Genomic DNA, 22,206 nt, shown 5'->3' with positions numbered 1-22,206 from the left:
TCGTCAGCCGGTACGTCAGCCGGCACGTCAGCCGGCACGTCAGCCCTTGAACCAACCGGACGGTGCGGGCGAGAGGTTGTGGTAGATGTGCTTGGCCTCCTGGTATTCGCGCAGCCCCGTCGGCCCGAGTTCGCGTCCGATGCCGGATCTGCCGAAGCCGCCCCACTCGGCCTGCGGCACGTACGGATGGAAGTCGTTGATCCAGACCGTGCCGTGGCGCAGCCGGTTCGCCACCCGCTGGGCGCGGCCCGCGTCGTTGGTCCACACGCCGCCCGCCAGCCCATACCGGGTGTCGTTGGCAAGATCCAGCGCCTCGTCCTCGGTGTAGAAGCGCTCCACGGTCACTACAGGCCCGAAGACCTCTTCCTGCACGATGCGCATCGTCGCCTTGCAGTCCGCGTAGACGGTGGGCAACAGGAAGAATCCGCGGGCGAGTTCGGGATCGTCCGGCCGCCGGCCGCCCGTGACGAGGCGCGCCCCGTCCATGCGCGCGATCTCCAGGTAGTCCTCCACCTTCGCGCGGTGCTCCGCGGAGCTGAGGGGGCCGGATTCGGTGAGCGGTTCGAGTCCGTCGCCGAGGCGGATCGCCTGGGCCCTGGAGGCGAGTTCGGTCACGAAGCGGTCGTGGACTCCGTACTGGACGATGAGGCGGGAGCCTGCCGAGCAGACCTGCCCGGAGTGGAGGAAGGCCGCGTCCAGGGCGTAGTCGAGCGCGGCGTCGAAGTCGGCGTCGTCGAACACGATGTTGGGGTTCTTGCCGCCCAGTTCGAGGGCGATGTTCTTCACGCCGGACGCGGCGCCCTCCATGATCTTCCGCCCGGTCGCCAGGCCACCGGTGAAGGAGACCATGTCGACCTCCGGGTGCGTGGTCATCGCCGCGCCCACCGATCCGCCCGCGCCCAGCACGAGATTGGCGACGCCCGACGGGGTACCGGCCTCCTCCAGCAGTCCCATCAGGGCGATCGTCGTCAGCGGGGTGGTCTCGCTCGGCTTGAGTACGAAGGTGTTTCCCGCGGCGAGGGCGGGCGCGACCTTCCACGAGGCCTGGAGCAGCGGGTAGTTCCACGGCGCGATCAGCGCGCACACGCCGACGGGCTGGTGCACGACCCTGCTCAGCACGTCCGGACCGACGTCGACGACCCGCCCGGCCTCCTTCCCCACGATCTCGGAGAAGTAGCGGAAGGCACCCGAGATGTCCTCGATGTCGAGGCGTGATTCGGCGAGCGTCTTTCCGGTGTCCAGGGTTTCCATGCGGGCCAGTTGCTCCTTGTCGCGCAGGAGCAGTTCGTGTACGCGGTAGAGGACGTCGCCGCGGCGGCGGGCGGGCGCCCATGCCCAGTCGGCGCGTTCGAAGGCCCGCTTGGCGGCCCGTACCGCGATGTCGACGTCCGTCTCGTCCGCCTCGTCGACGGTGGTGATGACCGAGGCGTCGAACGGGTTGATCACGTCGCGCGATCCACCGGAGACGCTTGCGGTCCACTCACCGTCGATATACAGCTCGGCCATCGCGAAGCCCCTCACTCGCCCGTGGTGTTCGCCGCCCCCGTTCTCGGCATGACGGCTCCAACATCGTGCGGGGCGGGGCGCGCTCCTACGGGGCGCACCGAGCGTGGGGCGTCGGGGAGGGGATGTTGACCCACGTGGTCTAAGAACGGGCGAGCGGCCCACCGGAGTTGGGGCGCCCTTGCCGGGCCCGGCAAGGGCGGGGTTCCACGACCCGCCTGCGAGTACGCCGGCCCCGGCGGGTGCCCTTGTGCGGGAGCCCCGCCGGGGCCGCCGATGTGGCGGTCCCGGCGGGGCTCCCGGTCCGCCGGGCCGGGCCCGGCGGACGCCGGCCGGCGCCGTCCCCCGTACGGCGCCGGCCGGCGGCTCCCCGGTGCTGGACCCGTGCCCGGACGGGCCCCGTCCGGCCCCGGCTCCGTCCGTACGCGGAACGCCGGAGACGATGGGGAGAGCGCGTCAAGCGCGGCGGACCGCGTTCGCGAGGATCGCGTCCCGCAGGTACTCGGCCATCCCCGGCTTGATCGCTTCGTAGTATGCGGTGAAGCGCTCGTCGGCGACGTACATCTCGCCGAGGCAGGTGTGGAGCTCGTACGAGCACTCGTAGAAGTTGCGGCAGATCTGCTGCCGGTGATCGTCGGCCAGGTCCATCGCCGCCTCGGACTCCGGGCCTTCGCCGCTCTCCATCTGCGCGACGAAGCGCCTCCCCCACTCCTCGCCCTCCTCCTTGATCCGCAGCCAGTCCTCCTTGGTGTAGGAGGCCGTTCTGCGCTGCGACTCGCGGTAGGCGTCGGTGTCACCCCAGCGCTGCTGGGTTTCCTCCGCGTACTGGTCGGGGTCGTTGTCGCCGAAGACCTCGAACTTCTCCTCCGGCGTGAGATTGATGCCCATCTTCCTTGCCTCCATCGCGTGTTCGACGGCGGCGGCCATCTTCTGCAGCTTCTCGATGCGCGAACGCAGCAGCTCGTGCTGCTGCCGCAGATGTTCCCGCGGATCCACGTCCGGATCGTCGAGAAGGGCCGCCACCTCTTCGAGCGAGAAGCCGAGCTCCCGGTAGAACAGGATCTGCTGGAGCCGGTCCAGGTCGGCGTCGCCGTACAGGCGGTGGCCCGCGTGGCTGCGCTCGCTGGGAACCAGCAGTCCGATGCCGTCGTAGTGGTGCAAGGTGCGCACGGTGATCCCGGCGAACCCGGCGACCTGTCCCACCGAGTAGCTCATCTCCCGCTCCTCTCTCTTACGCACAGCACGATGAGCCCTCACGTGACGTGAGGTGCAAGCGGAAATTCTCCCGGCCTCTCTTCGGGCGCCGGCGACGGCTGCCTAGGGAACGGCGACGGGCGGCCTCGGCCCGGTGTAGTGGCCGCTGGGCTGCAGCCGCAGCGGCCGCTCCCCGTACTCCTCCAGAGCGTGGGCGATCCAGCCCGCCGTACGGGCCACGGCGAAGACGGCCTCGCTCGCCTCGGGGCCCATGCCGGCGCCGAGCGTGAGCACCGCAAGGGCCAGGTCGATGTTGGCGGGCCGTCCGGCCGTGGCCGCGATCCCGCGGGCGGCCTCCAGCGCGCGGGCGCACTCCGGCACCTCCTCCAGCCATCCGAAGAGGGCACTGGCCCGCGGGTCCTCGCCGGGATAGACGCGGTGTCCGAGGCCCGGAACGCGGCGCCCCGCCCGGAGGGTGTCTGCGACGACGGCGGCGGCGCCGCCCCGTTCGACCGCCTCGGCCAGCATACGGTGCGCACCCGCCCCGGCGGCGCCGTGCAGCGGGGCGTCGAGAGCGCCGAGCGCCGCGGAGACGACCGCGTACGGGTGCGCACGCGCGGAGGCGGCGACCCGGGCGGCGAGTGTCGAGGCCGCGAGGTCGTGATCGAGAAGCAGGATCATCGCCCGCTCGAGGGTGCGGACGAACGCCTCCGACGGGCGGCGATCCGTCAGCCGCGGCCACAGCCCGCGGACGAGTCCGGCCTCCGGCCCCGGGTCGTCACTGCGCAGCGGCAGCGCGCCCACCAGCACGGGCAGCAGTCCGCGTGCCCGCGCGATCACCGCGTCCTCGGCGAGGTCGAAGCGGAGCGGGTCCGCGACGGCCGCCGCCACGACCACGGCACGAAGCCGGTCCGTGGGCGCGCAGTGCCCGGGCAGCGCGTCTGCGGCCGCGCGGGCCGCGCCGAGCAGCGGGGGAGAGGCGGTGAAACGCAGCCCGGGGGCGAGGCGGCCCGTCCACAGCCAGTCGGCCGCCTCCTCGAAGCCGCGGGCGGCGGCCAGTTCACGGGCGTCGACTCCGCGGAACCAGCAGCCGTCGGGCTCGATGAGCGTGATCCCGGTCCGTACGGACATGGCGTCGGGGGCGGCCTCGCGCGCCGCGGCTGCGGGCCTGCGAGCAGCGGCGGCGAGCGAGTCGACCTCGGCGGCGTCGAACGTGCTGCCGCGCCCGGCGGCCGAGCGGCGGCTGCTCAGCAGACCGCGGCTGACGTACGCGTAGACCGTCTCGGGCTTCACGCCCAGGCGCTCGGCGGCCTGCCGGGTGCTCAGCCGGGGCCGCTCGGCCGACGGGCCGCCGTCGCCCGCGCCGTCGTCGCGTTCGCTGTTCTCCCTCACACCGGCACCCGCGCTCCCCTGCATTGAGGCACTGAAGGTCTGAACGTTCTGAAGTCTGAATGTTGATTTGATCAATATTGACAGCGATTAGTAAAGCATGGACAGTCGAATCAAGTAAGGGGTGACGGCACGGGGAACGGAGATGCGAACCATGGAGCAGCAGGGCATCGAGGTACCGCGCGGGCTGTCCGGCGTCGTCGTCACGGACACCGCCCTCGGCGACGTGCGCGGGCGCGAGGGCTTCTACCACTACCGGCAGTACTCGGCGGTGGAGCTGGCCGGACACCGCACCTTCGAGGACGTCTGGCATCTGATGTTTCACGGGGAACTCCCCGGCCCCGCCGCCCAGAAGGAGTTCGCCGAGCGCACCGCCGCACTGCGCCGGCTCCCCCGCCCGGTGCGCGAGGCACTCCCCGCCGTCTCACGGGCCACGGCGGCTTCCGGCCCGCTGGCGGGGCTGCGCACCGCGCTCTCCCTCGCGGGCGCGGCCGCCGGGCTGCGTCCGGTCTACGACCTCACACCGGCCGAGCGCCGCGAGGACGCGCTCGCCGCCTGCGCGCTCGTACCGACGCTGCTGACCGCGCTGCACCGGCTCGGCCGGGGGCTGGAGCCCGTCGAACCGCGCGAGGACCTGCCGTACGCGGCCAACTACCTCTACATGCTCACCGGCGAGGAGCCCGCTCCGCGCGAGGCCCGTGCCGTAGAGCGCTACCTGATCTCGACCGTCGACCACGGCTTCAACGCCTCGACCTTCACCGGCCGCGTGATCGCCTCGACCGGAGCCGACGTCGCCGCGTGCCTCGCGGGCGCGATCGGCGCGCTCTCCGGCCCGCTGCACGGCGGTTCCCCCAGCCGCGCGCTGGACGCGCTGGACGCCATCGGCACACCGGACCGCATCGACGCGTGGATCCGCGAGCGCGTACGTGCGGGCGAGCGGATCATGGGCTTCGGGCACCCCGTCTACCGCACCGAGGACCCGCGTTCGCGCATGCTGAAGGGCATCGCGGAGGAACTCGGGGGACCGCTGGTCGAATTCGCCTCGCAGGTCGAGGAGCGGGTCGAGGCGGTGCTGGCCGAACTCAAGCCGGGCCGCGAGCTGCACATCAACGTCGAGTTCTACGCGGGCGTGGTCATGGAGCTGTGCGGTCTGCCGCGCACGATGTTCACGCCGACGTTCTGCGCGGCGCGCGTGGTGGGCTGGAGCGCCAACATCCTTGAGCAGGCGGAGGATTCGAAGATCATCCGCCCCTCGGCCCGCTACACGGGACCCGTGCCGCCCGTACCGGTGCCGGCGGCGTGAACCCCCGCCCGTCCGTCCCGGACTCCGCCCGCAGGGCCGTCAACCGGTGAAGGGGTCGCGCCAACAGCGTCCCCTTCACCCGCAGTTGACTCCAGCTCGACCAGGGACGTGCCCTAGGGCGTGTCCGCAACGTCCCTCCCCCAGACTCCGTCTGGGAGGTGCCCCCAGGACCGCGCGGCCTGGCACGCACGCTTGCTGCGTTGTCGGTCGTCGGCGCAGCCCGCTGCGCTCTCCTACCTCCGCCTTGCCATCGCACGCACCAGACCCCGCAGCCCCCGCCCTAACGGGCGGACGACGCTACTTTGCGGACACGCCCTAGGCGATGAGCCCGCTGATCAGTTCCAGCAGCGTGCCGACAAGGTCCGCCAGCATGGCCTTCACCTCGATTCCAGTAGGCAGACCCCCAGGCGAACCAGGGGTCAGGGACTCGAAAGAGGTACCCGCCCGGATTTCCCGGTACCTGCGGGCATGGATCTTCAACCGAACGATCGATTTCGCCGCACCACCGCCGAAAGTGCCTGTTCCGGCGCCCTTCCGCCGCCGCGAGCAGCGGTGCAACTCCGAGACCGTGCCATTCGGTGGAGGCGCCGGGTGGCGCCCGCACGATAAGGCGGGACCGCGCCGCGGCCTCGCCGCCGGCCCGGACCCGGCGGGCGGAGCGGAGACTCACGCAGTGAGGCCGGACAGAGCGCACCGGACGCCGCCCCGACTCTCCGGGTACGGGTCAGGGTCACGGGGCGTGTGCGGGCGCGGAACGGGCTGAGCATGCGGAGCGTTCGGGAAACCGAGGGTCCTGTAGACCGTCACGTTGCCCGCCAGTTCGGTACAGGCCTGCGCCGCCGCGGAGACGCGGCCGGCGTGGTCAGAACCGGAGTTCTCCAGCAGCACGCCCGCCGTCGTACCGCTGTGCCCCACGACCACGCCCAGCCCGCCGACTTCGCGGCAGATCTCACGCAGGGGCTCCAGGGACCACTTGTGCCGCAGCGACTGGTTCATCAGCGCGCTCCTCGTCGCGATCCTGCCCGCTTCCCTGACGTCCCGTGTGCGTACGGCATCGGAGAGCCCGTCCAACAGACGTACGTACTCGCGCCGTTCGGAGGCCGTGAACGGCTTGGGCGTGCGGTTGAAGTCGAGGGTGTCGACGGCGCCGCCTTCGTCGATCCCCACCACCGACATGGCCGGCAGCGAGCCCAGCACCGAACGCAGCCGCACGACGCGGTGGTGGAAGGCGACGATCCCCGGGTAGAGAACGCCGTCGGTGGGTTCGATGCGCGCCAGGAACCGCTCGATACGGGACGCCGGCATCGCGATGCCCAGCGCACGGCCCACCGCACGGGCGGTGGCGACCAGGTCCGCCGATGAGCTCGCGAGCCCCTTCCCCTCGGGGATCACGCTGCTGATGGTGAGGACGCCACTCACAGGGCGTCCCGTCTCCTCGGCGATGACGCGCACCAGCCGCAGAGCCTTCGTCTTGTGACTGGGGCTGACCACGAGCTCCGTGGAGTGAGGGTCCGTACGGAAGACGGCGCCGGCCCAGCGGGCGACGGGCAGGGTCACGAGGAAGTCGCCGTCCTTTTCCGGCAGTTGGCCCTGGAGCAACTCGCCGAAGGTTCCGAAGGCGGTGCCCGCTCCGGCCTTGCCCTGAAATACGGGACGAGGCCGCGGGGGGCGGCCTCCCCCGGCCTCCTGATACAGCGTCACGGCACGCCGCCTCTCCTTGTCATCCGACACCTGTCCGTCTGCCTGGCCGTCCATCTGCCCATCCGTCTGCCTGCGTGCCTGCCCGCCGGTCTGCGTGTGCCCGGCCCCGCGGCAACAGGTGAAGCCTATCCGTGTTGACAATCATTTTCATATAGTGTCTGCTCGGCGCACCGGAGGCGGAAGGAACGGATGATGCACGAGCACATCGCAGAAGCAGTCAAGGAACCCGATCTGATATCCCTGCGCCCGGACTTGGTGTGTCTCCGCTTCGAGTCGATGAAGGTCTACTCGGCTCTGGGAGCGGTCCGGCACCTTCTGGAGTCGGGCGTCGTCGCACCGGGGGACACCCTCGTCGACAGCTCCAGCGGGATCTACGCGCACGCTCTCGCGCTGGCGTGCCACCGCTACGGGATGAAGTGCCACATCGTGGGTTCCACCACCGTGGACCGAACGGTCCTGGTGCAGCTGGAGATTCTCGGCGCCACGCTCGAACAGGTCGAGCCGTCCAGGAATCTCCGCCTCGACCAGGAACTGCGCGTGCGGCGGATCGCCGAGATCCTGGAGGCCAACCCCTCGTACCACTGGATGCGCCAGTACCACGACGACATCCACTACCACGGCTACCGCAACGTGGCCCGAACGATCGCGGACGCGGTGCCCGACGGCCCGCTCTGCCTGGTCGGAGGGGTGGGTTCGGGTGCGTCCACCGGCGCCCTCGCCACGTATCTGCGCGGGGCCGGCAGGGACGTGTCCCTGGTCGGCGTCCAGCCCTTCGGCAGCGTCACGTTCGGCTCGGAACACGTCCCGGACCCGGACATGATCATCGCCGGGATCGGCAGCGCCATCGAGTTCGAGAACGTACGGCACCACCTGTACGACCGTCTGCACTGGGTGAACTTCGGCCACGCCGTCTCCGGGGCCGTGGCTCTGCTGCGCGACAGCGGGATCTTCGCCGGGCTCTCGGCCGGCGCGGCGTATCTGACCGCCCGCTGGGAACGCCGCCGCGACGAGTCACGCACGTACGTCTTCATCGCCGCCGACACCGGTCACCGGTACGTCGAGAGCGCCTTCGCCGGACACCGCGAGGCCCGCGACATCGACGACCTGGAGCCGCACCGCATCACCGGCCTGCACCAGCTGGGACAGCCCTGGTCGACCGCGGACTGGCGCGAATGCACGTGAGCAGCACGTGAGCAGCACGGCACTTGAACTGATCGGCGCTTGAACTGACCGGCCCGTCAGCAGTGCTCCGACGGAACCCGAACTCACCACGAGAGAACCCCAGATGACGCACAGCGAGACTCACAACGAGATCCACAACGAGACGCGCCACCAGCGGCACCACCAGCCGCATCAACGGCCAAACCAACGGCCGTGCTCCACGGCGGACTTGACCGAGGCCGTACTGTCCGGCGCGTACGGACGCGATCCGGCCGGAACCACCGTCACAAGTGCCTTCTGGCTGCACCACACGACGCGGCTGGCCGGCGGCGACACCACTTACCACAACCACTATCTGCTGCTCCGTGCCGGACTCGCCTTCGGAGCCTGCTCCTTCGAGGCGGGTGAACTCGCCCCCGGCTTCTGCGAATCGGCGTCCGGCCGTTCGCTGGAGGCGCTCCTCAGGCACGAGAGCGCGCCGGTCCGTACCGCCGCACTGGACGCGTTCCTCGCCGGTACGAATCCGCACGGGGAGGCGGCGGGCGCCGAGCGGGTCGTGCTGCCCGCCGGTACGCCGGAGACGCGCGCGCGGGCGCGTGACGCGGCCATCGCCGCACTCCTCGACATCGGACCCGGCGCGAAGGTGGCGCTGATCGGTGTGGTCGGGCCTCTCGCCGTGGCGATACGCGAGCGGGGCGGCGTACTGCTGCCCTGCGACCTGAATCTGCGGACGACCGACGACGGCGAACCGGTCACCGACGACATGACCGAGGTCCTGCCGGCAGCACAGGCCGTGGTGGCCACCGGCATGACGATCGGCAACGGCACCTTCGACCTCATCCTCGATCACTGCCGCGAGCTGGGCGTACCGCTGATCGTCTACGCGCAGACGGGCAGCGCCGTGGCCCGTGAGTTCCTCGGCGCCGGTGTCACCGCGCTGTGCGCCGAGCCGTTCCCGTTCTCGCAGTTCAGCGCGGAGCCGACGCCGCTGTACCGCTACCGCGACGACCACAGTCACGGCCACGGCAGCGGCCACGGCCGCCGCACCGGAGAGCCGGTGCCTTCGCGAGGGGCGGATCTGTGAGCTTCGACGCGAAGGCAGCTGCCACTGGTCCTGCCGGCCGCGAGAACGCCGGTTGCGGATCCACGTCCACACCGCCGAACTCCCCCACGACGGACGGGAGTCCGCCGGGCGATCTGCGAATGGCCCGCGCGCTGTGGCCCGTTCTGCTCGCCTCCGTGGTCGGTCTGCTGCCGTTCACGGTCTTCAGTACGTATCTGGTGCCCATCGCGCAGGACGCGGGCAGCGGCATGGCCGCCATGGGCGGACTGCGCGGACTGGGCGGGCTCGCCGCGCTGCTGACGGGAACGGCGCTCGCCCCGCTGATCGACCGCGTACCTAAGGAGTGGGCAGCGGCCGGAGGGCTTGCGGTGCTCGGGATCGCCACCGCGCTGGGGGCGAGCGGCGACTACGTACTCCTGGCGGCGTTCTGCCTCCTCACCGGGGCGGGAACGTCCGTACTGAACCCCGCGCTGACCGCCGCGGCGGCCGACCGCTTCGGCTCCGGGAGGGCGGCGGGCCGTGCGGCCACTCTCGTCACGGCGACGCAGTCGATGACCGCGATGCTCGCCGCTCCGCTCATCGCACTGCCCGCGCTGCTGTGGGGCTGGCAGGGCGACCTGCTCGCCGTCACGGCGGTCGCGGCTGCGCTCGGCGCCTTCCTTCTCATGCGGGGCATGGCGCGACGGCGGAACGAGAAGGCCGGGCAGGACGGGCACGCAGGGCAGGCGGCACGTCAGGCCGAGGAAGCACGGCAGGACGAGGAGACCGAGGAGGCCGGGAGCGGGCAACTCCCGGGATATCTCGAGTCGTTCAGGGCTCTGGCCGCAGTACGCGGCGTCATACCGCTGCTGAGCATCTCGCTCCTGCGTACCGCCGTCTTCATGGGCTATCTCGCCTATCTGGCGGCCTTCTACGACGAGCGGTTCCAACTCGCCCCCGGGCCCTTCTCGTTCGTGTGGACACTGAGCGGTGCGGCGTTCTTCGTGAGCAACCTCCTCACCGGGCGGATCACCAACGCCGCCGAACCGCGCATCTCCACCGAGCGCCTGCTGGTCGCCGGGCTGCTCGCGGCCCTGCTGTCGGTCGTGGGCTTCTACTTCACGCACTGGCTGCCGGCCGCCCTCGTGCTGACGGCACTTCACGCCGCCAGCCACGCCGTCGTGGCGGCCTGCGTCGTCAGCCTCCTCGTACGCCGCTGCGGGAATCTGCGCGGTTCCGCCCTGAGCATCAACGCCGCGGGCATGAGTTTCGGCGTCTTCGCGGGGGCGGGACTCGGCGGCGCGGGGCTGGGACTGGCCGGCTACCCGGGCACGGCCTCGGTCTTCGGCGTGCTCACGGCGGTCGCCCTTGCGGCCGCCCTCACGGTGAGCCGTCGGCCGCTGTGACGCGCCGCCGCCTCAGCTCGCGCTGCCACCTCACCTCGCGCCGCCGCCTCACCTCGCGCGGGGGCCTCGCCGCGGCGTGCGCCGGCCTCGTCGTCGTACTCGTCGCCTCCGTCGTCGTGGCGGTCGGCCTCGGGCCCGCGCCGATCTTCCCGGGAGAGACCGCGCGCCTGCTGTGGGCGGGCGTCAGCGGCGGTCGCATCGAGGCGTACGAGGTCAGCACGTACCAGATCCTCTGGCAGATCCGCACGCCGCGGGTGCTGCTGGCGGCTCTGGTGGGGGCGGGGCTCAGCGCGGTCGGCGTCGCCGTGCAGGCGATGGTGCGCAACGCGCTGGCCGACCCCTTCGTGCTGGGCGTCTCCTCGGGCGCATCGGTCGGAGCCGTGGGCGTGACCGTCACCGGAGGGCTGGCCGCACTGGGCGTTCACGCGGTGTCCGCGGGCGCGTTCGCCGGCGCGCTCGCGGCGTCGCTGCTGGTGTACGCCGCCTCCTGGCACAGGGGCGCGCTGTCACCGCTGCGGCTCGTACTGACGGGCGTGGCGCTGTCGTTCGGCTTCCAGGCACTGATGAGCGTGATCGTCTACGCCGTACCGGGCAGCGAGGCGACCGGCATGATCCTGCACTGGACGATGGGCGGCTTCGGCGCGGCGAGCTGGGGCGCGCTCCCGGTCCTCGCCGCCGTGGTGCTGCTGGGGCTCGCCGCGCTCTGGCGGTACGGCCGCGTCCTGGACGTCCTGGCACTCGGCGACGAGACCGCCGCGAGCCTCGGGATCAGCGCCGACCGGCACCGCGCCCGGCTGCTGTTGATCGTCTCGCTGATGACGGGGGTGATGGTCGCCGTCAGCGGTGCCATCAGCTTCGTGGGACTCGTCGTTCCGCACCTGGTTCGGATGGTCGCCGGAGCGGCGCACGCCCGTGTGATCGCGCTGACGGCGCTGGTGGGAGCCGTATTCATGGTCTGGGTCGATCTGGCGGCCCGGACGCTGGTGGCACCGCGCGAACTGCCCCTGGGCGTCATCACGGCGCTCATCGGGGTTCCGGTGTTCATCGTCCTGATGCGCCGCAAGGCCTACATGTTCGGAGGCCGTTGAGATGGACCTGACCCTGGACGGGCTCTCGGTGGTGACCGACGGCGCGAGCCTGCTGAGCGACCTGTCGCTGAAGGCGGAGAGCGGCAAGGTCGTCGGCCTCGTCGGGCCCAACGGCAGTGGCAAATCGACCGCGTTGAGGTGTGTGTACCGCGCACTGCGGCCGACGTCCGGCACCGTACGGATCGGCGAGGACGAGCTGCGGGCACTGACGAGGCGGCGCGGCGCACAGGCCGTCGCCGCGGTGTGCCAGGACACCGCGGTGGACCTGGACTTCACGGTCGAGGAGATCGTCGCGCTCGGTCGCACACCCCGTCTGCGCGGCAACCAGCGGCTCGGTCCGCATGAACTGGCCCTGTGCGAGCGGGTGATGGACCAGCTCGGCATCGGCCACCTCGCGACGCGCGGAGTGCTCACGCTCTCGGGCGGTGAACGTCAGCGCGTACTGCTGGCCCGCGCGCTCGTGCAGGAGGCGGAGATCCTCGTGCTCGACGAGCCGACCAACCACCTCGACGTACGGCACCAGGTCGAGCTGCTGTCGCTGCTGCGCGGGCGGGGGCTGACCGTCCTGGTCGTGCTGCACGACCTCAACCTCGCCTCGGCCGTCTGCGACCGGATCGGCGTGCTCAGCCGGGGACGCCTGGTGGCCACGGGCACGCCCTGGGACGTACTCACCGCGGAACTGGCCCGCGAGGTGTTCGGAGTCGAGGCAACCGTCGTCTCACACCCGCTGACGGGCGATCCGCAACTGCTCTATTCGCTGACTCCTGCTTCCTCGAAATCCCCTGAACTCCCCTGAGATTCCGCTGTAGTTCCCACTGAAAGGCGCATGACGACATGAAGACGATCGAGACGATGAAGACGGCCCTCGCCTCCCCCACCCGGCGGGGCGCCGGCCTCGTATCCGCGCTGCTGGCGGTGTCGCTGCTCGGCGGATGCGGCGCCCAAGTGGACGACGGCGCCGGGCAGTCGGGGAGCCCGGGGGAGTCCGGGAAAGCGGGACAGTCCGGCGAGGTCACGGTCGACAGATGCGGCGAGCGCGTCCGGTACCCGGTGCCGCGCCGGGCGGTCGCCTACGAAGGCGGCAGCGCCGACAAGCTGTTCAGTCTGGGCCTCACCGAGCATGTGCACGGCTATGTGATGCCGCCCGCCAACCCCCCGGTGAGCGGCTCGCCTTGGGCGTCCGAGTACGCGAAGGTGAAGAAACTCAGCGACGACCTGCTCAACAAGGAGATCGTCGTCGACGCCAAGGCCGATCTGGTCGTTGCGGGCTGGGAGTCGGGCTTCAGCGAGGAGCGCGGCATCACACCGGAGATCCTCGACAAGCTCGGGGTGCACAGCTTCATGCACACCGAGAGCTGCTTCAACTATCCCGGGCACCCGGAGAAGACCGCCCCGTTCGACGGGTTGTACACGGATCTCGAACGGCTCGGCAGGATCTTCAGGGTCGAGAAGCGGGCCGACCGCGTCGTCAGCGGCCTGAAGAAGCGCGTGAAGTCCGTCGAGGCGAAGGCACCCCGCGGAGAGCGCCCGCCCGTCTTCCTCTACGACTCGGGCACGGACCGGCCCGCCACCGCCGGAAACCAGGTACCTCCCGACGAGATCATCGAGAAGGCCGGCGGGCGCAACATCTTCCACGGCCTCGACCAGCGGTGGACGCAGGCCGGTTGGGAAGCCGTCGCCAAGGCGGGCCCGGAAGTCGTCGTCATCCTCGACTACGGCGACAAGCCCGCCAAGGAGAAGATCGACTTCCTCAAGACCTCACCCCACACCCGCGACCTGCCCGCCGTCGAGAAGAACAACTTCTTCGTACTCGACTACAACGAGGGCATCAGCGGGCCGCGCAACGTCGACGGCCTGGAGAGGTTCGGGAAGTATCTGCGCTCGCTGGAACGCTGAGCGGCTCGGACGACGGGACGGCGGGACGGCCGGCGCGGAAGGCCGGACCGCCGGACCGACGGCGGCCGGACCTTCCGTTTGACAGGAAGGCAAGGCGCACGCCTAGCCTCGACTATATGACAACAATGTTCAGGAAGGTGCTCGGCGCAGCGTCCCGGCTGGGAGTTCAGGTACTCGATCTCGGCCCGGGCGCCGCCGTGATCTCACGGCGAGGCGGCTACACCGCGACGAAGCTGAGTTCGGACGCGTGGCTGGTTGCCGGCAAGCTCTCCAGGAGCAGCCGCGCCCCCCGGGACGGATGGGGCCTGCACAAGGCCGCCGCAAGCAGCCTCTGCACTCGGCACGTGGCCGACTTCCTGGTCAACTACGAAGTGAACTGCGTATTCGACGTCGGCGCCAACAAGGGTCAGTACGGCAAGCAGCTGCGCGAGTCCGGCTACCGCGGCAGGATCGTCTCCTTCGAACCCGTCCCGGACGCCCTGGCCAAGCTGCGCAAGGCCGCCGAACGCGACCGGGACTGGCTGGTCTACCCCTGCGCACTGGGACGCAGCGAATCGGTCGAGACCATGCACCTTGGCTGGAAGACCATGAACTCGCTGCTCGAACCGAGCGCGTACGGACAGCAGCGCTACAAGCGGTTCGCGGACACCAGCACCACCACGCAGGTGCAGGTCAGGCGGCTGGACGAGGTCATGGACGAGGCCCTGGAAGGGATCGCGGACCCGCGCCCGTACCTGAAGATGGACACACAGGGCTTCGACATGGAGGTCTTCGCCGGCGCCGGCAAGCGGATGGACGAGTACGTCGGGATGCAGTCGGAGGTCGCCGCACTGCGGCTGTACGAGGGCAGCCCGCACATGACCGAGGCCATCACCGCCTACCAGGACGCTGGCTTCGAGATCACCGGCATGTACCCGGTCACGCGCGAGGCGGCCACAGGGCGGGTCGTCGAGTTCGACTGCGTAATGGCGCGGGCGGCTTCCGTGCCCGCCGACGGCCCGCACAAGTAACGGCCCGCACAGGTAACGGCTGCCGCCGTCTTCCGTGGGGGGCGTGGAACGCGGGCGGTGCGCGGCGTGAAAGGCGCTTCACACTGCCCGTTCCGGACTGTCGGACGTCGTTTACTTTCACTTCAGAACGTACGGGTAGGCATGCAAATGAGCCGTAATCCACCCGAAAGGTAGCTGTGCCTGTCACGCCGCCCACGGTCAGCCAGACGCCGGTCAAGGTGAGCGTCGTCGTTCCCACCCACAACACCGGCGAGACGATCCTGACCGGATTGCACTCCTTCCTCGCGCAGACCATGCCGCGTACCGACTTCGAGATCATCTACGTCGACGACGGCTCCACGGACGACACGGTCGCGCTGCTGGAGTCCGAAGTCGCGCGCCAGGGAGCCGAATCGGCGGTCCGCGTGATCCGCACCGCGAACTCCGGCTGGCCCGGCAGGCCGCGCAACATCGGCATGGACGCCGCCCGTGGCGAGTTCGTCCACTTCGTCGACGACGACGACTGGCTCGCTCCCGAGGCCCTGGAACGCACGTACGCGCGGGCGCAGGAAACCGGAGCCGACATCGTCATCGGCCGGATGGCCGGCCACGGACGGCGTGCGCCGCGGGCCCTGTTCGAGAAGCCGATCGCGGCAGCCGACCTGCGCTCGGACACCGCGCTGCTGGCCTCGATGACCGTGCACAAGCTCTTCCGGCGCAGCTTCCTGCAGGAGAACGAACTGCGCTTCGAAGAGGGCCGGGTGCGGCTCGAAGACCACATGTTCACCTTGCGTGCCTACCTGCTGACCGGCCGGGTGGCCACGGTGCACGACTACACCTGCTACCACTGGGTGCGGCACCGGGGCGAGGACCACAACATCAGCTACGGGTCGATCGAGCCGGGCCCGTACATCGACAGCGTCCGCAAGGTGCTCGCGATCCTGGACGCGCCGGACACGTACGTCGCGCCCGGCCGGCACCGCCGCCGTCTGACCGCGAACTGGTACGGCAAGAAGGCCCTCGCCCGGATCAGCGGAGAGCTCCTGCTCGGGCAGTCCCCCCGGCGCAGGGCCGAATGGTTCGAGGCCGTCAGTGCCCTGGCCCGTGACCTGCCGCCGGAAACCGACGCGTCGCTGCCGACCCGGCTGCGGATCGTCGGGGCCCTCGCCCGGCGGGGCGAGAGTGAACTGCTCGAGGAACACGCGGAGTTCGAGGCGGGCGTCGACCACCGGCCCGTCGTCCGCTCGACCGGATGGAAGGACGGACGGCTCACCGTCAGGTGCGGCACCCGGCTGGTCCGCACGGAGGAGAACGGCGCCCGCGTGCTTCCGCTCCCGTTCTCCCGCGCCCTTGACCGCTACCGGCTGCTGCTGTCGAGGGGCGTGGCCGCCGTGCGCGAGGCCGCGGAGGCAGCCGACTTCACCAGGGCGGTGCGGCGCAGCAACGTCCGAGGCCTGCTCCGCCACCGCGAAGGCGGGACGACGCTGAGCGTGCCGCTGACCCACAGCGTCGTCGAGGTGCCGCTGCGGGAGGACGGTACTGCGGCGGAGATCGTGGCGAAGGCGGCTCGCCGGATGCGGCTGCCGGACCGGCTGACGTCCCGTCTGCCGGGCGGCGGCCACGGCGAACCGGACCTGTGCGCCCTGGAGTTCGAGACCGAGTTCACGGTCGACCCCTCCTCGGCCGACAACGGCCGGCCGCTGGCCCCGGGCACCTGGGACCTCCAGCTCCAATTGGGCTGCGGCGGCTGGCGCATCGCCCGGCGACTGCGCGGCTGCTCCATCGACGTACCGGCGGAGGCGGGGGCGGACGCGCAGCCGCAGTCTTCGCGGCGCCGGCCGGCGGCACCGGTCCTGCGCCCGGCCGTCAGCCGCTGACGCGTCGGCGTCGGCGTCGGCGTACGCCGACGCGTCAGGCTCGTCTACAGCCCTCCGGAGGTGGGAGTGGCCGGGCGCAGAGCGGAGAGGAAGTCCTGAAAGTCCTCCAGGACGTCCTGGAGCTGGCTCGTCTTCGCCGTCAACGCGACCTCCATCTGGACGAGTTCACTGCGCTGCTTCTCGTTCTCCAGCACGAGGATGAACTGGCTCTGCGCGAGCTCCATCGGCTGCTCGTTGACTGTTGCCTGGATGCGCAGGTTCTGCACGATCCCCGGGGCGTCGACGAGGCCCGGCGCCGTCGAGGTGCCCACCTCCGTGCGCTTGACGATGTCGACGGCGCCGACGTTCTGACGCAGCCGCTGCACCGACTCCTCCGCGAGGCGGTGCAGGCCTGGCGAGCCCTCGACGGTGTGGCCGGTGACCGTGATGTTCGGCGTGAAGCCCTGGCCCTGGGAGGCCATGTGCAGTGCGACGAAGGCGGCGTGCGGGGCGCCGACCTCGTCCGGGGGCGCCGACTGCCAGCCCTCCGGAAGCTGGATTTCGAGCGGCACCGGAAGTGTGCCCGGCATGGTGGATCAACTCCTTGCGGTACGGATTCCGACGGTACGGGAAGCGACGCGGAGCGGCCGACGGCGGGAAGCCGCGGCAGGGCCGCCCCGCGGCTGATCAGTCGAACCAGCCGCCGACCGCGTCCGCTGCGTCGCCGGCGGCATCGGTGACCTTGCCCGGGTCGACCTCGATCTCGGCGCCGAGCTTCGCGCCGACGCCGAGGCCTACGCCCAGGTCGCCGCCGATGACGATCTTGCCGTCCTCCGTGCGGCCGGCATCGAAGTGGGCCTCGGCGCCCGCGCCGGCCCACGCCTCCGCCTCGCCGCCGACGCCGACACCCGCCACTGAGGCGTGCCCCTCCGCGGTGGCCTTGGCACCGGCGAAGGCCTCGGCGCCGACATGAGCGCCGTCCGTGCCGATGGAACCCTTGGCTTTGGCCTCGGCGCCGGCGAATGCCTGGGCCTTGCCGGAGGCCTCCATCGGGCCGGCCACGTACTTCCCTTCGGCCGTGGCCTGGGCGAGATAGGCCTTGCCGGACGCCTGTGCAGTGACGTTCCCGTCCCTGGCGCCCACCCCGGCGGTGCCCTGCGCGCCGAGGAGGTTCACACCGGCCTTGCCGGAGACGTCGCCGCCGGCGAAGTTCCCGCGGCCCCTGGCCTCGGCGCCCCACACCTTGGCCTCGCCGGTGACGGAAGGACCGGCAATGGTGATGCCCGGCCCCTTGCCCTCGCGCAGGGCCTCCCTCTGCGCTTGCGACATGTTCTTGTGGTCGCCCCAAGCCCTGCCGTGCCGCGGGTCGGGCGCCCGCATCATCTCGGCAATCTGCATGGACGTCTTGCCCGTGTTGTCCTGCGTCGCCTCGGAGGCCCAGAAGAGCCACTCCGGCGCGTTCTCGCCCTCTCCGCCCTGCGCCTTGAACTTCTTGGCCGCCGCGTCACCCTCGGACCGCACCTGGGTGCGCGCCGCTTCCAGCAGCTGCACGCCGCCGCTCTCGTCGCCTCCCTCGTACAGCCGGACGGCTTCCTTCGCCTGCCCCTGGGCCCACTTGAGGGTTCCGGCGTAGTCCCGCAGTGCCCCTGCGGCTGCTGTCAACGCGTCAGAGCCGCGGTACCACCTCTTCTTCTGGCCCGAGAAGTCGTCCCAGAAGGCGTCGCTGGCCTGTCCCCGCCAGCTGGGGATGCGGACTGAACCGAGCTTGTCGCCGATGCCGTCGAGGGTCTTCGCGTGACTGTCGAGCTTTTCGGCGTCGTCTGTGAGCTTCGACGGGTTTCCCGGTATCAGTTCGCGTGGGTTCTGGGTGTCGCCAAGTTGTGCCGTCATCGGTCCCCGTTAGTGGATCGTCAGTAGATCGGGCCGGGTCCGGCCACCGCGGGCCCGCTGAAGTGGTTCTGGGACTGCTGCTCGGAGCGTTCGTAGGAGTCGGCGTTCTCGTTGAGCTTGTCCGCCGAGTTCTCCCCGTCCTCCTTCATCGGGCTCTTGATGGCTTCCGTCCAGGTGGCCATCAGCTGGCCGAACTCCTTGGCGGCGTCACCGTGCCCGAAGTCGTCGCTCGCATCTCCGAGTTCGTTGAGCTTCACCTTGTCGCTGCTGCCCACGGAGTCCCTGATCTTCTTGGAAGCCGCCCGCAATTCGGACGGCTCGACATCGAACTGGCCCATCCGCTCCCCCTCTACGTCCGAGCCCGGGTGTGAACTCACGCTCACACCTTGATTGTTGAGACCTTGACAGGGTCTCGCGTGGCTGGAAAGCCCCGACACCGCCCCCCGACATCACCATGCCCCCTGCCGTGAAGCTTCACATGGCGACCACCGCGTGGGTGTCAGGAAGGCAACAGGTGTCGCACCGTTGGCGCGTCCCCACCTCGGCGACCGCAGCGGACCGCGCGGGGCCGCCGCCGAGGCGGCCCCGCGCGGGAGGACCTGTTGGGAAAGACTGAGCTAAAGGCGCGGAGGCTGGGCGGGCGTGGTGATACCCAAGTGACCGGCGGCATCGGCAAGATAGTCGAGGGGCCCGTCGAACGTCGCGCTGCTCAGGGCGGTCCGCGTTCGCCAGGTGATCAGCTGACCGTTGTGGAGGCGCAGCTCGAACTCGGAGGCGCGACGGTCGGATGTGAGGAACTCCGCCAGGCCGCCGAGCAACACCGCCCGGGCACGTTCCTCGTCGTTGGAGACGATGTGGAAGTCCTTGTCGAGCTGCGGGATTCCGACCTCCATTGCCCTTCCCCGGGACATGGTGTCGAACCAGCCGTCGCGGTAGATGCGCAGATCCGGCACCTCCACACCCAGGTTCAGGGCCCAGAAGGAGTGAATGGTGACGCTCCTCGAGTCCGCGCCGTCGACGTCGAGGTCGGTGGAGTAGTGGCGGTATTCGAAGGCGCGGAAGCCGAATCCGCGGTGGGAGCCGGTGACGACATGGTCCCCCGCAAGACCGCTGGCCGTGATCGGCAGCGGCGCGGCTCCCTGGTACGCGTCGACGAGCCCGGGCACCCCGTTCTCGTAGCTCCACCCACGGCTCGCAGCGAACGACTGCAGCTCTGCGTAGGTCTCGCGGGCCTCGCGCTTCTTCCGGGCCTTGCGCCGGAACACCCAGACGACGAGCGCTCCGACGGCAACCCACCACAGCAGGATCAGGACAGCTTGGATTCCACTCATGGCGTCAGCATCCCCCACGCCTCTCCGCGGGCCAACCGCCCCCGCACTCCGGCACAATCTGTGCCTCGGGATCCACATCTCCCACATGTCCGGTCCGGGAGTGGGGACGTCCCCGTGACGCGCCGATGTCTGCAAGAGACATTCGCACGACGGCGGCTCCGTCCGAACCGGCCGAGTGGAGCCTCCTGTTCGGCGCCGGTGCGCCCGGGCATGCCCGAAGCGGGCCGTCCACAGCGCGGCCCGGCGGCGCGACGCCGAGGGGGTCCGCACCACCGGCTGACGGTGGCCGCGACGACTCCGCTACGACGTCTGGGCCGGAAGCCTCCCGACGGCATCCGTGAGGAAGTCCAGCATCACGTCGAGGTTCTCGATCGAGAGCTTCTCCTCCCGACGCCAGGTGAGCAGATGTCCGTAGCGCACCTCGAGCGGCCACTCGCCGGCGCGCGGGTCGGAGATCAGGAACTGGGCCAGCCCGCCGTGTAGCAACGCGCGGGCGCGCTCCTCGTCCTCGGCGACGATGTGGAACTGCTCGTCGACCTGAGGGATCCCCGTGGCGAGGGGAGTGCCCGAGGTGAGCTTGCTGTGCCAACGCCGGTGCTGAATGCGGATGTCGGGAACAGGTGCGGTCAACTTCAGCGCCCACACGGGAAAGTAGTGGATCTGCTGCTTCATGTGATCGTCCACCCCGGACCCGATGGAGAGGGTGCTCTGGTACTCGAAGGCCCGGAATGCGAATCCGCGGTGCGTTCCGGTGACGACGTTGCCGCCCGCCACTCCCTTCGCGACGGGCAGTGGCCCGGCACCGGAGAACTCGTCGATGAGCCCGGCGACGCCGGTCGCGTAAGTCCATCCACGGCCCTCCGCCAGGGCTCTCAACTCGGCACGGCCCGCCGCCGTCGCCTGCGCACGCCGAGCAGAGCGCTTCTTGGACCAGCTGAGCCAGGCCCCAAGCGCGACGAAAAACAGCACGTAAAACAAGGCTTCCATGGCGTCGGCATGCCTCCCTGTGGCCCGGTAGGCCCAGCCCCCGCGCACTCCGATACAACCTGCACCCCAGCCTCACATGTCATCACACGCGCATTCCCTCCAGGGATCTGTCCCCCCCCATCTCGCCGGTGCTTCGGGTTCCCTACGCTGGGCCGAGCCCAACTCCCGGCCTGCCGGGGCTGTGCCACCTCGCACGCGAGTCCGCGCTGAAGGACCGGCCGCTGCGGTTCGAGAACGGCGAGGTCCTCACCTGGCGCGAGGAACGACTGCGCCCGCAGGACGTGCTGCGCGAACTCGACTACCTGTCCCGGGTGGTTGAGCACACACCGAAGCACGCCCTGGCGGTAGCCGCGGGCCCCCGCCCCCGGCGCAAGGTCCGGCGAGCGGGGGCCCTGGTCTGCGGCCTGCCTCAGGAGGCCTACTGGTCGGCCTTGATGTCGTAGTTGATCTTGTCGCCGTCGACGGAAGTGACCTTGACGGTCACGCCGAGGCTGCTGCCGTCGCTCGCAGTGAGCTTGCACCGCATCGAGGTGCCGACCTTGCCGACGAGGTCCTCGGGGCAGGTGACGTCCGGCTTCGGCTGGCCCGTCTGCGCGGCGAGCTTCTCGGCCACCGTGTTCGCGACCTTGTCCTTGGGCATCTTCGCCTCCGACGAGCAGCCCACCAGCAGCGCACCGGCGGCTGCGGCGGCCAGGCCCCAAGTAGCGAAGGAAGAAAAGGACTTGGGCATGGGGTGGGCTCCGTTCGGGGCAAGAGGACCACGAGGGTCGGAAAAATGAAGGTCGTCGGGATGATTATCTATCAGCCCGGGCTGCCCGTCCGGCCGGGGCTTCACAGCCCCCCGCCCCCGCCCACGAACGATCTTCACCGGCCTCCCGCCTCAGGCAGCCCTCGCCGGGGCAGCGGACCACCGCCACCGCCGCAGGCGCTGACGACCAGTCCCATCTCAAGTCCAGTGCGAGGAAGGGCAGTCGCGAGGCGGCGATCGGCGAACCGGACAGGCGCTGCGGGCGCAACTGACGCCTCGGGACGGACAGTTGTGGAAGCACCGCACAGTTGTGGAACCGCCACCCTGACCGGGGTTGCCGAGCGCATCGCATGCATCACCGACTCCGGCACCCCCCCCCACCGACCAGACCCGTACGGCCCAGATCGGGACCATGGTCCATCGTTGCCGAAATCAAGACCACGGGCCCAGGGCCCGTCGTCCCGGTCTTCCACAACCCCAGAAGCGGGTAAATAGGGCAACAGCACACAAACGTGGCCCCGGCCGGCGGAGAACCGCCGGCCGGGGCCACAAGGGAAGGTCCGGGCGATGACCAAGTCGGTAGGCCGTGAGGGACTCGAACCCTCAACCAATGGATTAAAAGTCCACTGCTCTGCCAATTGAGCTAACGGCCCGCCCCCGCAGCATAGCCCGGCGGACCGCCGGGCTTCGAAGGCATCGGCCTTCGTGCTGGGGAGTCGTAC

General features: G+C 70.3%; 20 protein-coding genes and 1 tRNA gene. 10 read left to right on the top strand and 11 right to left on the bottom strand.

Translation table 11 applies throughout. The annotated features are described in order from the left end of the window. Window positions 1-39 precede the first annotated feature (39 nt). The 3 genes from ACSMXX_RS17070 to ACSMXX_RS17060 all read right to left on the bottom strand — a co-directional run bounded on the left by ACSMXX_RS17070 (window position 40) and on the right by ACSMXX_RS17060 (window position 4,089). The gene (locus ACSMXX_RS17070) at window positions 40-1,506 is read right to left on the bottom strand and encodes an aldehyde dehydrogenase family protein (protein WP_473179559.1); all 1,467 of its coding nucleotides are present in this window, start codon (window positions 1,504-1,506) and stop codon (window positions 40-42) included. 453 nt (window positions 1,507-1,959) lie between these two features. Next, window positions 1,960-2,718 carry a MerR family transcriptional regulator gene (locus ACSMXX_RS17065; protein ID WP_473179558.1) on the bottom strand — a complete coding sequence of 253 codons (759 nt, stop codon included), beginning with the start codon at window positions 2,716-2,718 and terminating at the stop codon, window positions 1,960-1,962. A gap of 102 nt (window positions 2,719-2,820) precedes the next feature. Then, entirely contained in the window at window positions 2,821-4,089 is a 1,269-nt protein-coding gene (locus ACSMXX_RS17060) for a citrate/2-methylcitrate synthase (RefSeq protein ID WP_473179557.1), read from the bottom strand. Between the two features lie 142 nt (window positions 4,090-4,231). Between ACSMXX_RS17060 and ACSMXX_RS17055 the strand changes: the two genes are divergently transcribed. Then, window positions 4,232-5,389, top strand: a complete 1,158-nt coding sequence (locus tag ACSMXX_RS17055) for a citrate synthase/methylcitrate synthase (RefSeq protein WP_473179556.1) — start codon at window positions 4,232-4,234, stop codon at window positions 5,387-5,389. A gap of 666 nt (window positions 5,390-6,055) precedes the next feature. Here ACSMXX_RS17055 and ACSMXX_RS17050 read toward each other — a convergent pair. Beyond that, window positions 6,056-7,090 (bottom strand): GHMP family kinase ATP-binding protein, encoded by a 1,035-nt coding sequence (locus ACSMXX_RS17050; RefSeq protein WP_473179555.1) that lies wholly within the window; start codon window positions 7,088-7,090, stop codon window positions 6,056-6,058. 192 nt (window positions 7,091-7,282) lie between these two features. Between ACSMXX_RS17050 and ACSMXX_RS17045 the strand changes: the two genes are divergently transcribed. The 8 genes from ACSMXX_RS17045 to ACSMXX_RS17010 all read left to right on the top strand — a co-directional run bounded on the left by ACSMXX_RS17045 (window position 7,283) and on the right by ACSMXX_RS17010 (window position 16,549). Continuing rightward, entirely contained in the window at window positions 7,283-8,272 is a 990-nt protein-coding gene (locus ACSMXX_RS17045) for a pyridoxal-phosphate dependent enzyme (protein WP_473184819.1), read from the top strand. A 103-nt stretch (window positions 8,273-8,375) separates the two neighbouring features. After that, window positions 8,376-9,335 (top strand): Rossmann-like domain-containing protein, encoded by a 960-nt coding sequence (locus ACSMXX_RS17040; RefSeq protein WP_473179554.1) that lies wholly within the window; start codon window positions 8,376-8,378, stop codon window positions 9,333-9,335. Next, entirely contained in the window at window positions 9,332-10,699 is a 1,368-nt protein-coding gene (locus ACSMXX_RS17035; protein ID WP_473179553.1) for an MFS transporter, read from the top strand. Before ACSMXX_RS17040 ends, ACSMXX_RS17035 begins: the two co-directional genes overlap by 4 nt. Then, window positions 10,696-11,787, top strand: coding sequence for a FecCD family ABC transporter permease (locus ACSMXX_RS17030; RefSeq protein ID WP_473179552.1), 1,092 nt, complete (start codon window positions 10,696-10,698; stop codon window positions 11,785-11,787). Before ACSMXX_RS17035 ends, ACSMXX_RS17030 begins: the two co-directional genes overlap by 4 nt. 1 nt (window position 11,788) lies before the next feature. After that, the gene (locus ACSMXX_RS17025; RefSeq protein WP_473179551.1) at window positions 11,789-12,583 is read left to right on the top strand and encodes an ABC transporter ATP-binding protein; all 795 of its coding nucleotides are present in this window, start codon (window positions 11,789-11,791) and stop codon (window positions 12,581-12,583) included. 38 nt (window positions 12,584-12,621) lie between these two features. Then, window positions 12,622-13,683 carry an ABC transporter substrate-binding protein gene (locus ACSMXX_RS17020; protein ID WP_473179550.1) on the top strand — a complete coding sequence of 354 codons (1,062 nt, stop codon included), beginning with the start codon at window positions 12,622-12,624 and terminating at the stop codon, window positions 13,681-13,683. 116 nt (window positions 13,684-13,799) lie between these two features. Further along, window positions 13,800-14,693, top strand: coding sequence for an FkbM family methyltransferase (locus tag ACSMXX_RS17015; RefSeq protein ID WP_473179549.1), 894 nt, complete (start codon window positions 13,800-13,802; stop codon window positions 14,691-14,693). Between the two features lie 176 nt (window positions 14,694-14,869). Then, on the top strand, window positions 14,870-16,549 hold the full coding sequence (locus ACSMXX_RS17010) for a glycosyltransferase family 2 protein (RefSeq protein ID WP_473179548.1): 1,680 nt from the start codon (window positions 14,870-14,872) through the stop codon (window positions 16,547-16,549). A gap of 44 nt (window positions 16,550-16,593) precedes the next feature. Here ACSMXX_RS17010 and ACSMXX_RS17005 read toward each other — a convergent pair whose 3' ends face one another. The 5 genes from ACSMXX_RS17005 to ACSMXX_RS16985 all read right to left on the bottom strand — a co-directional run bounded on the left by ACSMXX_RS17005 (window position 16,594) and on the right by ACSMXX_RS16985 (window position 20,736). Continuing rightward, window positions 16,594-17,118, bottom strand: coding sequence for a hypothetical protein (locus ACSMXX_RS17005; RefSeq protein ID WP_473179547.1), 525 nt, complete (start codon window positions 17,116-17,118; stop codon window positions 16,594-16,596). 97 nt (window positions 17,119-17,215) lie between these two features. Continuing rightward, window positions 17,216-18,418: a putative T7SS-secreted protein gene (locus ACSMXX_RS17000; RefSeq protein ID WP_473179546.1), complete on the bottom strand. Its 1,203-nt coding sequence runs from the start codon at window positions 18,416-18,418 to the stop codon at window positions 17,216-17,218. Window positions 18,419-18,438: 20 nt separating this feature from the next. Beyond that, window positions 18,439-18,795 carry a WXG100 family type VII secretion target gene (locus ACSMXX_RS16995; RefSeq protein ID WP_473179545.1) on the bottom strand — a complete coding sequence of 119 codons (357 nt, stop codon included), beginning with the start codon at window positions 18,793-18,795 and terminating at the stop codon, window positions 18,439-18,441. Between the two features lie 240 nt (window positions 18,796-19,035). After that, on the bottom strand, window positions 19,036-19,749 hold the full coding sequence (locus ACSMXX_RS16990; protein WP_473179544.1) for a hypothetical protein: 714 nt from the start codon (window positions 19,747-19,749) through the stop codon (window positions 19,036-19,038). Between the two features lie 300 nt (window positions 19,750-20,049). Next, window positions 20,050-20,736 carry a hypothetical protein gene (locus ACSMXX_RS16985; RefSeq protein ID WP_473179543.1) on the bottom strand — a complete coding sequence of 229 codons (687 nt, stop codon included), beginning with the start codon at window positions 20,734-20,736 and terminating at the stop codon, window positions 20,050-20,052. A gap of 128 nt (window positions 20,737-20,864) precedes the next feature. Here ACSMXX_RS16985 and ACSMXX_RS16980 point away from each other — a divergent pair, with 128 nt between their 5' ends. Further along, window positions 20,865-21,179, top strand: a complete 315-nt coding sequence (locus tag ACSMXX_RS16980; RefSeq protein ID WP_473179542.1) for a hypothetical protein — start codon at window positions 20,865-20,867, stop codon at window positions 21,177-21,179. Here ACSMXX_RS16980 and ACSMXX_RS16975 read toward each other — a convergent pair. Together ACSMXX_RS16975 and ACSMXX_RS16970 are read right to left on the bottom strand one after the other, a co-directional pair. Continuing rightward, window positions 21,155-21,466 (bottom strand): DUF4333 domain-containing protein, encoded by a 312-nt coding sequence (locus ACSMXX_RS16975; protein WP_473179541.1) that lies wholly within the window; start codon window positions 21,464-21,466, stop codon window positions 21,155-21,157. The two genes, ACSMXX_RS16980 and ACSMXX_RS16975, sit on opposite strands and share 25 nt — an antisense overlap. A 598-nt stretch (window positions 21,467-22,064) precedes the next feature. Continuing rightward, window positions 22,065-22,137, bottom strand: a tRNA-Lys gene (locus tag ACSMXX_RS16970). Window positions 22,138-22,206 lie beyond the last annotated feature (69 nt).

This window comes from Streptomyces sp. DSM 116795 (assembly GCF_055792905.1).
The sequence above is the reverse complement of the archived record's forward strand: the minus strand, read 5'-3'. Positions and strand labels throughout refer to the sequence as shown.